Source organism: Furfurilactobacillus sp. WILCCON 0119 (assembly GCF_053471565.1).
This window is the reverse complement of sequence record NZ_JBPCCV010000001.1, coordinates 397345-412116: the sequence shown is the minus strand read 5'-3', so window position 1 is coordinate 412116 and position 14772 is coordinate 397345. Positions and strand designations below refer to the sequence as shown.

The following is a 14772-nucleotide window of genomic DNA, read 5'->3' as shown; positions in this document are numbered from 1 at the left end:
TTCACCGGTGTTTGAGAAATATTTTGCCTCCCCAAATCATTTGCTGCTCACCACGCGATTAAATTGCGAACCATTCAGCAGGCAAAATGCTGTCGGGTCATGTACAGTTCACGGGGTTTCTGCTACAATCAATTCAATGTGTTCTTGCAAATTTATACATTATATTCAACGAAAGTGAGGTTTTGCGCATGACGTCAGATGACGAGCGGCGCCCCTCTGCATGCACCAGTATTTTGGTCGGCCGTCAGGCATCACTCGACGGCTCCATCATGATTGGCCGAAACGAGGACAGTAAGGCTTCGTGGCCGAAACACTTTGTCGTTCATGAAGAACAAACGACGACCGTTGCGCCCATATATAAGTCAAAGGATAACGGGTTTACAACGACGCTACCGTTAACAGCGTTACGTTACACCGCAACCCCTGAATGGACGGACAAGTACGGTTTGTTTGAAGAGGACGGGATCAACAGTGCTAACGTCGCCATGTCAGCGACAGAAAGTGCCTACTCTAACGAAACGGTCCTAGCCGCTGATCCCTTTGTTGCAGATGGCATCCAGGAAGAGGCCATGGTCACCGTCGTGTTACCGTACATTACCACAGCACGTGAGGGTGTTGCCCGGTTGGGTGCCCTCCTCGAACAGCACGGAACAACGGAATCAAACGGGATTTTATTTGCGGATGATCACGAAGCTTGGTACATGGAAACGGCTGCGGGCCATCAATGGGTCGCCCAACGGATTCCGGATGATGGTTATGCCGTTGTTGCCAACCAGTTGGCCATTCAAACCGTTGACTTTACGGACTCCGATAACTTTATGTTTGCAGCTGGAATTAAGGACTTTGTGAATGATCACAACCTGAATCCAGATCGTGAAGGGTTCAACTTCCGACACATTTTCGGAACCCATAGTGTCAGCGATGAAATGTACAACACGCCCCGGGTTTGGATTGGTCAACGAATGTTTAACCCCGAAATTGATCAGGAACCTACTAATGAAGAACTCCCTTTCATTCGTCGGGCAAGTCATAAAATTGCCCTTCATGAAGTTCAGGATTTCTTGAGTAATCATTACGAGGGTACAGACTACGACCCAGTTGGCCGTGGTGCGCACCATCCCCATGATTTTCGTCCCATTAGTCTCGCTAAGACGCAAGAGTCCCACATTCTTCAACTCCGGCCAACCATGCCGACCGAACTGAAGGGGGTCCAGTGGCTCGCTATGGGTGTCGCTGCCCAAAGCAACTACGTCCCGTTTTACACGGCGATCAATGACACCCCCACTGCGTACAAACGTGGAACCGGACGGTATGCCCCCACCAGTGCTTACTGGACGTTCAAGTTAGCTAGCACCTTGTGGGACGCACATTACCGACACTTTGAACGACAGTATCAACAGGTGCGCACAGATCTCCGGGTGACGTTTGGTTCACAGCTGGCAGCCAGTGACGCTACCGCCATGACACTTACAGGCACTGAACTAACGGATTTTCTAACGGCGGCCAATGATCAAGCAGCTAAGCGCGCACTATCAGCTTACCGTGACTTGATCAGTACACTAGTCACCGCCAGCACCGATTTTTCACCACTTAATTTTTCAACCGACGAGAACTTATAAGAATAACTTCTGTGGTGATCAGCCATGGTCATCATAGTGAAATGAGGATTGTGAACACATGGAAAAGAAAAAGACCCTGTCACTTGGGGCGTTAGTCCTGATGATTTTTACAACCATCTTTGGTTTTGGGAACACCCCAACAGCCTTCCAACAGATGGGTTACGGCGCCATCTTCTGGTACATTCTCGGTGCTCTGCTTTTCTTCCTGCCCAGTGGCTTGATGTTTGCTGAATACGGCTCATCATTAAAAGAATCAAAAGGTGGGATTTATTCCTGGTTAGATGCTTCAATTGGTGAACAGTGGTCCTTTATCGCCACGTTTATCTGGTTATCTGCTTGGATCATCTGGCAGGTTATGATCTCCCAAAAGGTGTGGATCACCCTGTCAACGATCATTAGCGGCCATGATACGACTGCGAGCTGGCACATTTTCGGGTTAAACTCAACGCTGACCATTGCGCTGTTAGCCGTCCTGTGGATTATTTCCATCACCTGGGCTGCTTCACGGGGGATGAACTTCATTGCCCGTGTTTCATCTGTTGGTGGGATTGCGGTTATGGCGTTAAACGTCATTTTGATCGTTGCCAGCCTGATTATCTTATTCGCTAACCACTTCACGTTAGCACAACCAATTCACCACTTCTCCGACTTTGCAACTTCTCCAAACGCACAGTTCCAAGCACCAATTGCCATGATTAGTTTCGTTATCTATGCCATCTTTGCTTACGGTGGGTTAGAGTCCCTTGGTGGGGTTACCGACTCACTAGACAAACCTGAAAAAACGTTCCCCCGTGGGATTTTGATTGGGACCTTAGTGATTGGGATCGGTTATTCACTGACCATCTTTCTCTGGGGTGTTTCCGCTAACTGGCACACCGTCATTGACCAAACAAACGTTAACTTAGGGAACATCACCTATGTTCTGGAAGAAAACCTCGGGATCTCGTTGGGCCACGCTATGGGTTTATCCAGTCATGGTGCCCGGATCATGGGGCAAATTTTCTCCCGCTTTGCTGGGATTAGTATGTTCTTAGCCTACTTAGGTTCCTTCTTCGTTTTAATTTACTCACCATTGAAGTCCTTCATCTTAGGGTCACCAAAAGAACTGTGGCCAAAGAAAATGACGAAGTTGAACAGTCACGGCATGCCTGAATTTGCAATGTGGATGCAAGCCACCGCCGTTATCGTCTTCATCGTTGGGATTTCCTCTGCTGCCGTTTTAACGCACCAGGACTCCAAGTTCTTCTACAGCGTGTTAACGTCCATGAGTAACGTTTCAACGACCCTGCCATACTTGTTCTTAGTCGGCGCCTTCCCATACTTTAAACGTGAAGACTTACCACGGCCATTTGTCGCCTATCACTCACACCGGTGGATGATTTTCGTTGTGACCGTTGTTATGATCACGCTCAGTATTGGAATCGGGTTCACCATTTTACAACCATTTATTGTCAAGGATTGGGTAACGGCCATCGCAACGCTTGCCGGTCCAATTGTCTTCGGGAGTATCGCGTGGGCCTTCTACGCGAACCGTGATAAAAACATCGAAGACTAGCATTAAAGCTTAATCCACGAGTTTCAAAAAAGACCAGCGCTCTCTTAAAGTAAAAGAGAGCGCTGGTCTTTTTTATTAAGGGTTAAATGGCAAACAAAAAGCGTCACTACATAATTGTAGCGACGCTTTTTAGGCACACGTCTAACGACGAGCTTCCTTGATCCGGGCAGCCTTACCGTGCAATGCACGTAAGTAGTAAAGCTTGCTCCGACGAACGCGACCATGACGAGTAACTTCCACGTGGTCAACACGTGGTGAGTTAACAGGGAAAGTCCGTTCAACACCAATCCCGTTACTGATCTTACGAACAGTGTACGTAGCAGAGATGCCGGCGCCGTGGCGCTTAACAACAACCCCTTCAAACAATTGGATCCGTTCACGGGTTCCTTCAACGATTCGTGCGTATACACGAACCGTGTCTCCGGCACGGAAATCAGGCATGTCATCGCGAAGTTGGCTAGCGGTGATTTTTTCGATTAATTGGTTCTGTCTCATATTGAGCTCTTCCTTTCAACTCAACATTCATTGCAGGCTCCCTGCAAGCGGAACATCGGTATTATGGGCAAAAATTGCCATAAACAAGAATACCATAGTGACGATGACCTGTAAAGGGCCGTTCCTTTACACATTATTGTACTTACACCAGGTTAGCCCCGCGTCTCCTCGTCGATCACATCGTTTAAAAGCCGTTGTTGGGCCACCGTTAAGTTAGCGGTCTTTAACAGGTCTGGGCGCCGTTGGTATGTCCGCCGCAGTGATTCTTTTTCCCGCCACTCAGCAATTAACTGATGATTTCCGTTTGTTAACACCTCAGGAACGGTCTGGCCACGAAAGTCAGCTGGCCGTGTGTACTGGGGATACTCTAACAATCCATTACTAAATGAATCGCCAGGCGCTGAGGCCGTGTTTCCTAACACATCGGGAATAAGGCGCACCGTGGCGTCGATCATGACCATGGCCCCTAATTCACCGCCTGTCAGGACGTAATCGCCAAGTGACACTTCATCCGTCACAAGTGACCGAATCCGTTCGTCATAGCCCTCATAGTGCCCACAAATGAATGTCAGGTGGTCTTCCTTCGCAAAGTCTTCTGCTACCGCCTCAGTGAAGGGAACGCCGGCAGGATCTAATAAAATCACCCGGCCACGGTCACCAGCTTCTGCTTCAACATGATCCATTGCATCAAAAATGGGTTGTGGCATGAGCAACATCCCAGCACCGCCACCATAAGGCGTATCGTCAACATGATGGTGTTTATCACTGGTAAAGTCACGAAAATCTGTCACTTTAATGTCCAGAATCCCTTTTTCACCAGCCTTACCGACAATAGATTCCGTCATTGGACCAAACATATCTGGAAACAGACTTAAAATATCAATCCTCATCGTCTAACCCCGCCATCATTTCAACGTGAACGACACCGTTAGCGACATCAACCGTTTTAACGACCTGGTCAATAACGGGTAATAATAGATCACTCTTACCGGGTCGTTTAACGACCCAGACATCGTTTGCGCCAGGGGCCATGATTTCAGAAATCGTTCCGATTTCTTGCTGCTGCTCATCAATGACGTGTAGGCCGATGATTTCATGATAGTAATACTGTCCGTCTGGTAATGGTTGTTGGTCTTCACCAGCAACAAAAAGGTCTGCCCCTTTATATTTTTCCACCAAGTTGATGTCAGCTAAGCCCTTAAAACTCAGCAAAATAAAGGATTTATGTGTTCGCATAGAAGCAATTGTTAACGCTTCTTGCCGTGCGCCCTGTTCATTGGCCGTTACGTAGACCGTCTTCCCCTTCGCAAATCGGTCAGCCGGAAAGTCGGTTGATGAAATCACCCGAACTTCTCCCTTTAATCCTTGGGTATTAACAATTTTTCCAATCGTGTAAAAGGCCATATGCCCTCCTTTTGTCTACAAAGAAAGGGTCTGAGATTAACTCTCAGGCCCTTTCTTATTCTCATCAACAATCAATAAGCGATTCCGTTTTTGATCCGTTGTCCGAACCCCATAAAGGACCGTTCGAATGGCCTGGGCAACTTGACCATGACGGCCAATCACCTCACCAATATCATCCGGTGCCACCGTTAAGGCGTACTCCGTAAACCGATCATTTGGCCGAATGGCCACTGCAACCGCCGTTGGATGAGAAACCAGTGGTTTAACCAGTGTGACCAGCAAGCCGGCCACTTCATCCTGCGTTAATTGATTACTTTGATAAGTGTTCATGCAAATTGCACCTCGAATGACTACTTCGTAAACTTAGCTTCGTGGTACTTCTTCATGATACCTTCGCGTGAGAAGATTGTCTTAACAGTATCTGAAGGTTGGGCACCATCGTTCAACCACTTCATTGCTAATTCTTCATCAAGCTTGATTTCCGCTGGGTTAACCAACGTGTTGTAAGTCCCGATTTGTTCGATGAACCGACCATCACGAGGTGAACGTGAGTCTGCAACGACAACACGGTAGAATGGGCGCTTCTTAGAACCCATGCGCTTTAAACGAATTTTAACTGACATTTGTAGTTCCTCCCTAATTTCTTAACGTTGTCTAGTTTATCTAACTCTCAACAGGGTGTCAAGAGGTTTTTCTTTACACTTCAAAAAAGCTTGCTAACGGTTTTTTCCTGCTACGAAACACAGAATTTTATTAGATATCATTAAGAAGGTTAAGCTCTCGCCAAATTTCTTAAACATGATTATCCACTGCGTCATTTTATGATACATTAACAATAAATATCAGACGAAAACGTCACTTTATTTTTAAAGTGAAGGAGCTTGTAATGGAAAATAACACAAACCCACGCATCACCTTTAATCATCCAGAGTTAAGAATTGTCAAATCAGACGCCCTTAACCGTCCCACAAACGCCCGGCTACTTCAAGCAGCCGGTGCACTCGCAGTCGATGGGCGCGGTGTTGATCTCACCCCGCATTTGAACGCCAACCTTGAAAATATTGATTTTTCGGTTCCTGGCCGTCATCAGGTTCCCGTTGCAGTTATGGACGACCGCGGCAACGTGGCGCGGGCGTACTTTACGCTGATTATCGTTAACACTGAAGCAGATTTAGACGGGCGCTCCCCGATTGTTGTTGAATCGGCGCCGCAATCAGCCGCCGCTAGTCAGGCAGCTGTTAATAGTAGTACACCTCAGCAAAAGCCAGTTAGAAAGCAGCAACACCGCCGCCTCATCTATGGCGTTATTGCTGGACTAATCGTGTTGTGTCTTGTGATTTGGGGTGTTTCAGCACATCAACATGCGCAAAATGAAGCGGCCGCAGCCAGCTCATCAAGTTTGGCAGCAAGTTCCTCAGCGGCTGCGTCATCTAGTGCAGAGGCTTCCTCAAAAGCGGCTGCATCATCTGCGGAAGCTTCTTCCAAACAGGCAGCGTTAACGTCCGAGAACAGCAAATTAAGCGGCCAGATTACTAGTTTAAAGGAACAATCTAAGGAGACCCAAGCTTTAATTAAAAACCTTCAACAGACGGTAACGGATTATAAAAGTAGTAATGATCGGACCCAGTATGAAGCCAGTATTTCTGACCTCCAGTCACAGGTTAACACGCTTCAAACTGAGGTTAAGCAGAGCAACGCGAACGCCGTTTCCCGAAGTGTTATGAGTTCACAGTTGACTAAGGTTTCAAGCACGTTAGATGATCTTTCAAGTGCCACTACCCCAAGCGATGCCACCAGCACCCTTAAAAGCAGCAACGTCAATGGGATTGTTAGCAAGATCCAATCATTAGTCAGTTCGTTCTAAACGCTAATTTAAAAAGCGCACCTCCTGGAAAATCTCATCCAGGAAGCGCGCTTTTTGATTGGTTAAATTAATTTACTTAGGCGTTAGTCCATTGTGCCCATGTTGATGCCCCAACGTATGACAAATCTAAATCCAGGTTATCGCCCCAACCACTGAGACGTCCCGTTGAGCTATATTGATAAATACTTGGTTTGTTACCCCAAGCGCCCCACGAACCGCTATCCGTCCATGGATCAGTATCATAGCCGTACTGAGCGTTCATTGAAGCATACTGAGCACCCCATAACGGATACTTCGCTGCTACAGAACTCCAGTCGTATTCCCGGGTGACCGACTTACTCATGTAAATCATTGGCGTTTCACCCGTTAAATTAGCAACTGTATCTAAGAACGTTTCAGCCCATGCTGGTCCAAGTGAAACCGCGGCCCCTTCAAAATCAAGCACTGGTAAAGCATGACCATCAACTAATTGGTTTCTAACGTTGTTCACAAAGTACGTTGCTTGCACAGCAGCACTGGTACCAGGATCAGCAAAGTGATACAACCCGACCAGTTTCCCAGCGGCCTGCGCACTGGCGTATTGAGAAACTTCATACGGATTAACGTAAGAAGTCCCTTCAGTTGCCTTAATCACAACGAAATCACCAGGGACTGCCGACAGGTTGATTCCTGGTTGGTAACTGGAAATATCGATCCCATTCATCATTGAATCAGCGATTAACGCCCCCGTTACTCGATCAAAGTTATACGTCCGGCCATTAATAACCTGCGAGCCATACACCATTTGGCCCTGCGCATTGTAGTAAACGACCTTGTTATAACCATAATTAGTCAAGTTTTGAAAACCATACTGCATTGATCCGTCGTCACGGCTAAATAAATACCAATTATTATTGATCTTTGCTTCGCCATACACCATTTGGCCATTGTTACTATAATATACCGTTTTATTATGTCCATAACTGGCTAAATTCTGGAACCCAGTTTGCATGGCACCATCGTTTCGGCTAAACAAATACCAATTGTTGTTAATCTTGGCTTCACCGTACGCCATTTGACCGTTGGCATTATAGTACACGGTTTTATTGAGCCCATAACTAGCTAAATTTTGGAACCCGGTTTGCATAGCGCCATCATTTCGACTAAACAAATACCAATTATTGTTAATCTTGGCTTCACCGTACGCCATTTGGCCGTTGCCGTTATAGTACACGATCTTGTTGAGTCCATAACTGGCTAAATTTTGGAACCCGGTTTGCATAGCGCCATCATTTCGACTAAACAAATACCAATTATTGTTAATCTTGGCTTCACCGTACGCCATTTGGCCGTTGCCGTTATAGTACACAATTTTATTATGACCGTAATTAGTTAAATTTTGAAAGTTATACTGCATGGCACCCGTAATAGAATCAAATAAATACCAATTGTTATTTATTTTTGCTTCGCCATACACCATTTTGCCGTGAGTGTCATAATAAACAGTTTTGTTTTCATTATAGGGTTGCAAGTTCTGAAAACCGTACTGTAATGCACCCGTCTTTGCATCAAACAAATACCAAATGCCATCAATTTTTTGTTCACCAGTTGCAGGCTTTCCATTTACATTATATTGAGTAATCCCATTTACCGTTGTCCAACCATTCGTAACAGCAGCACTGGTCGTTTTAACACTCATCATTCTTACAACGCGTGTAGCCGAAGCTGCGGTTTTCGTTGCAGCTTCTGAATCAGTTGTTGATGCCGAGCTCACGGGACTAGCAGACGTTGATGAACTTGATTCATCAGAGACACGTTTTGCTTCACTACTGTTATCAACAGTGCTTGTTGCTGAGCTATTCTGATTGCTACTTGCAGTTGAATTTGAACTAGTCGAGCTTGTTGCCGCACTGCTTTGATTGCTACTTGCCGTTGAACCTGCACTAGTTGCACTCACAGCTGCACTACTTTGGTTGCTAGCTGCCGTTGAACCTGCGCTAACCGCAGTCACAGCCTGTGCTGTTTCTGTTTGCTGATCAGCATTAGAATCCAAATTCACCGTTGCTTTGTCAGCGGTTATCACAGTACTTGCAACCACTGGTACTGTCGCTGTAGCTGACTGACTGACAGTTGCATCAGCAGACGCCTTCATCCCACCAATGATTAGGGTTGTTAAAACAACTCCTGAGGTGACCCAGAACTTACCAGCTTTATAAAGCTTAATTCTCATTTGCATGCCCCTTAAAAATATTGCGTTTTCAATAAATCATCCTTTAATCATTACGTAAACTTTACCATGAACCTTTTTTTCCAGCAAGCGGGTTATCAAAGCCGTCTTGCTATATACAGCTTCTTTAACCCCTGCCAGTACGGGCATTCCATTGCTAGAAAAACAGGATGTGATGGATTTGTCGGTAATTTGTAATCTACAAGTAAAAATGCCATACAAAAATAATAAAGCGACCACAAATTTATAACAATTAATGGTCGCTTTATTTAGCTAGTTTAATTTGCTAATGAAAAGGCTAAAAATGAGTATTGATAGCCCTTTGGATATTGCGATAAGCCCGTTACCTTAACCTGATAGTGGTGTCCATCAGTGACAGGTCCAGCAGGCCGGTACGTTAGAATGCTAGCAAAATGACCAAAGTGTTGATTCTGATCTAAGTGAACGTTTTTAGCAGTCATCCGCTTGTTTGTTGTTAAATCCGTCACGGTGACTTTGACCGTTCCCGTCGCCTTTTGAATAACGGTAAAATTACTCGACCAGTAAACGGGACGGGACGTGACCTTCGTCTTTAATAGCTCACTTGGGAAAACACCCGCCGTCGGATAATTGATCACCTGAGCGCGATTTGGCACAATCGACCGTTGATCATCACTTTGATCTGCAAAATAAATATCACTGTATGCAAACGTTGCCTGCGGTTTATAGGCCACCCCGATCCCCACCGTATGAATGATGGGTGATAGCAGCCAGGCACGGTGCCCCGTGTTATTCCCTTCCACATTAAAGTTATCCCGGACGTAATTGCCCATTGTTGCATCTAGCCGTTCCGGGACGTTCATTTCGCCAATGTTACTGTTCATGGTAACTTGTTGACCAGTTTGCCATTGCGCCTTTGTTACGTAGCCGGGCCGCTTTAACCCCTTTAAGCCATGAGAAAAGCCGTTTGCAGCTGCCATATCTGCCGCCGCGGTTTGCGCCTGAGCGGTTGTGTTTAACCCGTAACGCACCGCTGGCAACGCCGCCAGTGAACGGTAAAAGTTTAGGTAGGCCAACAGTTGGTCTTGATACCGTGATGTCAGTTTCCCCGGTTGTAATTTTGTTTTAAACTGCGGTTTGGGTTGATAACTATTACTCTCGTCGTACGCTTGATGGCTTAACTGACCGTAACGTTGCCGTAATGACTTGATCTGTCGTTGTTCAGACGTTGTTATCTGATCAGCATGGACCGTTTTGGGGGCCATTCCTAATCCCAGCCCGATCAATACCAAAAGAACTAACGACCACCGTTTAGACATTCGTTGCATCGGTTTACCTCCCCTTTATTGGGCATCCATGTCATCAGCATGAGCTTCCGGCTGCTGGCGATTTTCTGCCGGCTTTGCCCATGACAGGATAAAGACGGTACTTAAAATCAACGCACCACCAAACAATTCCCAACCATTGAACGTGACGTTTAAAAATAACACGGCCAGGATGGTTGCTGATAATGGTTCAAAGGCGTCTAACAGCCCCGCCACCGTTGGTGAAATCAAATTAAGACTTCCAATAAAGCTAATATATGCCAGCGCCGTCCCGAATAAAACAATAAAGGCAACGCCCGCCCAGTTCCAAAAACTTAACGTTGGCACATCGCGCCATGCTGGGTGAATGACGGTAAACGTCAGCCCACCTAAAAGCATCGACCAACCAACCACCGTTAACGTATCGTAACGCCGCAGTAAACTCGCTGGCAGTAACGTGTTCAGCGCACCACTCAAGCCAAGGAGCAGCCCCCACATCAACGCAACTGGCGAAATTGCTAAATGAAACAAATCGCCCTTCGTCACGAGCAACCAGGTTCCCAATAATGCAAGTGTTACCGCTAAAATGTCGGCTGGCCGTGGATAATCGTGATGATAAAAGATCCCCCATAGTACGATCATCACGGTCCCCAACGTTTGCATAATGGTTGCCGTTGGCGCACTAGAGGCCCGCACCGTTAAGAAGTAAACGTATTGAACGGCCGCCATTCCAATTAATGAAAAGACGACCATCATGAGTGCATCACTGCGCTTCCGCCAAACGTTTAAAACGCGTGATCTCTGGCGTGCCGTGACCATTGCCAAAATAAGAATTCCAGAAATCGTCATTTTCAATCCGGTCAACCACTCCGGCGACACGCCAGCGTGCTGAAATAAGTCTTGGGAAATGGGTCCAGATATTCCCCATAGTAATGCGCCTAAACTTGCTAATGTGACGCCCCATGTTTGCCGACGCTGTTCATTCATGGTTATGACAAACCTCCCTAGTATCGTTTAACTCACCTAGTATACCAACAAACGGTTACCTTAGACCAATCATTAGCGAATTTCATTTTTAGAATAAAAAAAGACCATTCGCAATTAGCGAATGGTCTTTAAAGGCTAATAAATTAGTCCTTAACAACGTTAGTAGCTTGTGGGCCACGGTCGCTGTCTTCAACATCAAAAGTAACGTGTTGGCCTTCGTCCAAAGTCTTGAAGCCGTCACCTTGGATAGCTGAGAAGTGAACGAATACATCGTCACCATTTTCGCGAGTTACGAAACCGTAACCCTTGTCAGCGTTAAACCATTTAACAGTACCTTGTTCCATATGAATGAAACCTCCATACGCAATTGCGCAAATTAATTTTGCATCTAAAGCTGGCCAGAAAGGTTGTCATTCATACGAACTAGTACACTTACTACCGAACCATCAATACAATGACTATACTTTAACGCTATTTACCGACAAGAGCAAGCATCAATTACGATTTACTGAAATTCACTGGTTAATTGGCGCCACCAATCGCTTCGCAACCGCGATTCGATGGTGTAACTCAATTAACGTTTGCTGGGCGCTTTTAGGAAAATCAGTCGCCAGTAACGTTAAGAGCACCGCATGCTCGTCCACCTTCAAAATTGTGCCCAAAAAGTTTTCAGGCAACCCTGTGAAATGTTGACACGTCACCCGATCGCCAATTGCAAACTGCATTTTGGTAGGTTCTTCATCAGTCATTTTATCTTGCTTCCCTTCATTACTTCATCATATCAGTCCTTTAGGAAATGCGTTACTAAAACCCCTTTACTTCGTTTTATGATTTTAATTGACACCGCCCGAAGAATACGCGACAATAAGGCTTGTTATTCCGGCATAGCTCAGTTGGTAGAGCACCTGACTGTTAATCAGGTTGTCGACGGTTCGAGCCCGCCTGCCGGAGTTAAATGATCGAAATAGTCCATCACCAGTCCTCCTAGTGATGGACTATTTTTGTTTGAACCATTATAAATTTCGCAGTTATAAATAATTTCTAAATAAATCGTTTCCGTTTCCTTTGGGGTGTTGTATATTAGAGGCGGTTATTATTTTGTAATCATTTAAATTATGATTGGAGGAATTTATTCATGAAGAAAAACCATTTTCCTTGGTGGCTTCTTGCTTTGTTTGCCTTTATTGTCACCGGCGCGTTAAGTGTCGCCGAAACAAAGGCTGCCACTTTTGGTAATGAATTCATAACAAACGCTCAAATCACCAACGGTCCAGATTTTAGTTACGCAAGTAGTGTCAAAGTTCAGTATGACTGGGCAGCACCTGCTGGGACTAAGGTCGAGGCTGGTGATCAGATGGTCATCCAGCTACCTAACGAACTCTCTGTTTCTAAACCCAGCCAAATTCTGCTAACCGCTGATGACGGCACCGAATTAGGAACCGTCAACATTAACGCTGATGGCTCAGTAGTAGTGACCTTTAACGAAACGGCAGCGAGCCTCGACAACCTTCACGGAACCATTAACTTCACCACGAAGTTAAATTCTGCCGTCGTTAATCCCGGCGAATCAAAGGTTCCGTTTGAAACAAGTGAAGGGCAACAGACAAGTCCAATCAACGTGGCTGTTTCTGGCAAAAACCTCTCGAAAAAAGGCTCTTTAACGCTGGATGAAAACGGCGACCCCATCATCAAGTGGACGATCCTTGTAAATCGTAATGAGCTCCCCCTCACCAACATTCACGTCACGGACACGCTTGTTGATGAAAACCAAATTTTGAATCCGAATAGTATTACCGTTTCCTCCGGCTACTGGGTTGATCCTGTTACCATGGCAACTTATAAACGTGATAACCAATTAAAAGAAGGCACCGATTACCATGTAGATAGTACAAGTGCCAATGGTTTTGACTTAACCATTCCAGGTGGCAAAGAACAAATGTACGTCATTGACTACACCACCTCGTTTGTTGATCCAGCCATCGCTTCTGACGGCGAAACAGTCTTTAAAAATAAGGCTGCCATGGCTTGGGGAACCAGTGGTAACGGTTCCGGCTCAGAATCAACGACCGCTAGCGTTCCACAAACAAACGGAAGTGCAAGCGGCAGTGGTAACAGTAGCTCAAGCTCATCTTCGAGTTCCTCAAGCTCAAGCAGCAGTTCTAGCTCATCTTCGAGTTCAAGCAGTAGTTCGAGCTCATCCTCGAGTTCATCGAGCTCAAGCAGTAATTCTAGCTCATCCTCGAGTTCAAGTAAAAGCTCTAACTCATCGTCAAGCTCAAACGTCGGTTCAAGTTCCGACAAAAGCAAACCAGGGATCACAATTCCTGGTACGAACCAAGATCAGTCTTCAGCCAACGTTTCGACAAGCAGCACAACTTCTTCTGCAAGCCAACCAAAACAATCAGAAAAAAAGTCTGCGCTACCAGACACAGCGACGCCTGAAAAGATCGGTCTTACGTTAATGGTTGGCGGTTGTTTCGCGTTAGGAGCCCTTCTAATTATCCGGCTTCGGCGGACCCGTTAGTCGTTATTAATAATCACTAAAAAATAACCACCACCAGTTCATTCAATTAACTGGTGGTGGTTATTTTTTCTTTTAAAAACTTTTTCTACTTAATAATGTTCGAGGAAGAATAATGTAATTCCTTCATGGCCAATGTTAGACTACGGGTAAATTATTAGTTCAATCTAGCGATAAGGAGCCCTTGCCATGTTTCTTTTATTAATTTTAATTGCAATAACACTCATGGGAATTAGTGTTAGCGTTGCTTTAAAGGGGCAGCAGTTAATCGCAGTTAGTCTGTTAGTGGCAAGCCTTGTTACCGCGATTGGTTCAATCATCTTAACACTAGGTTAGCCTTCAAGGGCCTTATCAGTAACCAAGCGGTGCTGATAGGGCCTTTTTATAAGTAACCAATTAAACAATGCCTTTTTCCAAAAGCACCTATTTTGAATTTTACGCCCGGTTATAATATATTTCCCTTATGAAATGCATAAGCATTTTTGTAACTCGAGTTTTCACCAATAAGGGAGGCTTTTATGAAAGCTTTAGATATTACGGCATTAATTCTTCTGATCATCGGTGGCCTAAACTGGTTACTAGTGGGTGCGTTCAGTTTTGATTTAGTCGCAACAATTTTTGGTGGGCAAGGTGCCATTCTTTCCAGAATTATTTATATCCTTGTTGGCATTAGCGCAATTTATTGCCTCCGATTCTTTTCAGTCGTTGGGAAACCAAAATAAATCTGCTCATATTGGCCACATTCGTGTGGCCTTTTTATTTAGCGTTCGCAAACTCACCTGCTCATTTACCATCAACCATTTAAGCAACGACAAAAAAGCCATCCAAAAAATGGATG

Annotated in this window: 16 protein-coding genes and 1 tRNA gene; 7 read left to right on the top strand and 10 right to left on the bottom strand. The window is 45.4% G+C overall.

Annotated elements, in window-relative coordinates; translation table 11 throughout:
* The first annotated feature begins 188 nt into the window (after nucleotides 1-188).
* Both ACRYI5_RS02230 and yjeM read left to right on the top strand, forming a co-directional pair.
* Nucleotides 189-1619: a C69 family dipeptidase gene (locus tag ACRYI5_RS02230; RefSeq protein ID WP_448224119.1), complete on the top strand. Its 1431-nt coding sequence runs from the start codon at nucleotides 189-191 to the stop codon at nucleotides 1617-1619.
* Between the two features lie 58 nt (nucleotides 1620-1677).
* Nucleotides 1678-3174 (top strand): glutamate/gamma-aminobutyrate family transporter YjeM, encoded by a 1497-nt coding sequence (yjeM, locus tag ACRYI5_RS02225; RefSeq protein ID WP_448224118.1) that lies wholly within the window; start codon nucleotides 1678-1680, stop codon nucleotides 3172-3174.
* Between the two features lie 141 nt (nucleotides 3175-3315).
* Here yjeM and rplS read toward each other — a convergent pair whose 3' ends face one another.
* The 5 genes from rplS to rpsP form a co-directional block, all read right to left on the bottom strand.
* Nucleotides 3316-3669: a 50S ribosomal protein L19 gene (rplS, locus tag ACRYI5_RS02220; RefSeq protein ID WP_407878403.1), complete on the bottom strand. Its 354-nt coding sequence runs from the start codon at nucleotides 3667-3669 to the stop codon at nucleotides 3316-3318.
* A gap of 152 nt (nucleotides 3670-3821) precedes the next feature.
* Nucleotides 3822-4559 carry a tRNA (guanosine(37)-N1)-methyltransferase TrmD gene (gene trmD, locus ACRYI5_RS02215; RefSeq protein ID WP_448224117.1) on the bottom strand — a complete coding sequence of 246 codons (738 nt, stop codon included), beginning with the start codon at nucleotides 4557-4559 and terminating at the stop codon, nucleotides 3822-3824.
* Nucleotides 4549-5073, bottom strand: coding sequence for a ribosome maturation factor RimM (rimM, locus tag ACRYI5_RS02210; protein WP_448224116.1), 525 nt, complete (start codon nucleotides 5071-5073; stop codon nucleotides 4549-4551). Before rimM ends, trmD begins: the two co-directional genes overlap by 11 nt.
* 36 nt (nucleotides 5074-5109) lie before the next feature.
* Nucleotides 5110-5403, bottom strand: coding sequence for a KH domain-containing protein (locus tag ACRYI5_RS02205; RefSeq protein ID WP_407878398.1), 294 nt, complete (start codon nucleotides 5401-5403; stop codon nucleotides 5110-5112).
* A gap of 20 nt (nucleotides 5404-5423) precedes the next feature.
* Nucleotides 5424-5696, bottom strand: a complete 273-nt coding sequence (gene rpsP, locus ACRYI5_RS02200; protein WP_407878396.1) for a 30S ribosomal protein S16 — start codon at nucleotides 5694-5696, stop codon at nucleotides 5424-5426.
* A gap of 263 nt (nucleotides 5697-5959) precedes the next feature.
* Here rpsP and ACRYI5_RS02195 point away from each other — a divergent pair, with 263 nt between their 5' ends.
* Entirely contained in the window at nucleotides 5960-6937 is a 978-nt protein-coding gene (locus ACRYI5_RS02195; protein ID WP_448224115.1) for a hypothetical protein, read from the top strand.
* 76 nt (nucleotides 6938-7013) lie between these two features.
* On the opposite strand, the gene ACRYI5_RS02190 is transcribed toward ACRYI5_RS02195, so the two are convergent.
* From ACRYI5_RS02190 to ACRYI5_RS02170, 5 genes are all read right to left on the bottom strand, one after another.
* The gene (locus ACRYI5_RS02190) at nucleotides 7014-9146 is read right to left on the bottom strand and encodes a GH25 family lysozyme (RefSeq protein ID WP_448224114.1); all 2133 of its coding nucleotides are present in this window, start codon (nucleotides 9144-9146) and stop codon (nucleotides 7014-7016) included.
* 275 nt (nucleotides 9147-9421) lie between these two features.
* Entirely contained in the window at nucleotides 9422-10450 is a 1029-nt protein-coding gene (locus tag ACRYI5_RS02185) for a CAP domain-containing protein (protein ID WP_448224113.1), read from the bottom strand.
* A gap of 15 nt (nucleotides 10451-10465) precedes the next feature.
* Nucleotides 10466-11413 (bottom strand): DMT family transporter, encoded by a 948-nt coding sequence (locus tag ACRYI5_RS02180; protein ID WP_448224112.1) that lies wholly within the window; start codon nucleotides 11411-11413, stop codon nucleotides 10466-10468.
* A 143-nt stretch (nucleotides 11414-11556) separates the two neighbouring features.
* Nucleotides 11557-11757 carry a cold-shock protein gene (locus ACRYI5_RS02175; protein WP_407878387.1) on the bottom strand — a complete coding sequence of 67 codons (201 nt, stop codon included), beginning with the start codon at nucleotides 11755-11757 and terminating at the stop codon, nucleotides 11557-11559.
* Nucleotides 11758-11928: 171 nt separating this feature from the next.
* A complete protein-coding gene (locus ACRYI5_RS02170; RefSeq protein WP_407878385.1) occupies nucleotides 11929-12162 on the bottom strand; it encodes a DUF2187 domain-containing protein in 234 nt (77 codons plus the stop codon).
* Between the two features lie 129 nt (nucleotides 12163-12291).
* Here ACRYI5_RS02170 and ACRYI5_RS02165 point away from each other — a divergent pair.
* From ACRYI5_RS02165 to ACRYI5_RS02150, 4 genes are all read left to right on the top strand, one after another.
* Nucleotides 12292-12364: transfer RNA gene (locus ACRYI5_RS02165), tRNA-Asn, on the top strand.
* 184 nt (nucleotides 12365-12548) lie between these two features.
* On the top strand, nucleotides 12549-13937 hold the full coding sequence (locus ACRYI5_RS02160; RefSeq protein ID WP_448224111.1) for an Ig-like domain-containing protein: 1389 nt from the start codon (nucleotides 12549-12551) through the stop codon (nucleotides 13935-13937).
* Between the two features lie 186 nt (nucleotides 13938-14123).
* Nucleotides 14124-14270, top strand: coding sequence for a hypothetical protein (locus ACRYI5_RS02155; RefSeq protein WP_407878381.1), 147 nt, complete (start codon nucleotides 14124-14126; stop codon nucleotides 14268-14270).
* Between the two features lie 182 nt (nucleotides 14271-14452).
* Nucleotides 14453-14656, top strand: a complete 204-nt coding sequence (locus ACRYI5_RS02150) for a DUF378 domain-containing protein (protein WP_407878379.1) — start codon at nucleotides 14453-14455, stop codon at nucleotides 14654-14656.
* Nucleotides 14657-14772 lie beyond the last annotated feature (116 nt).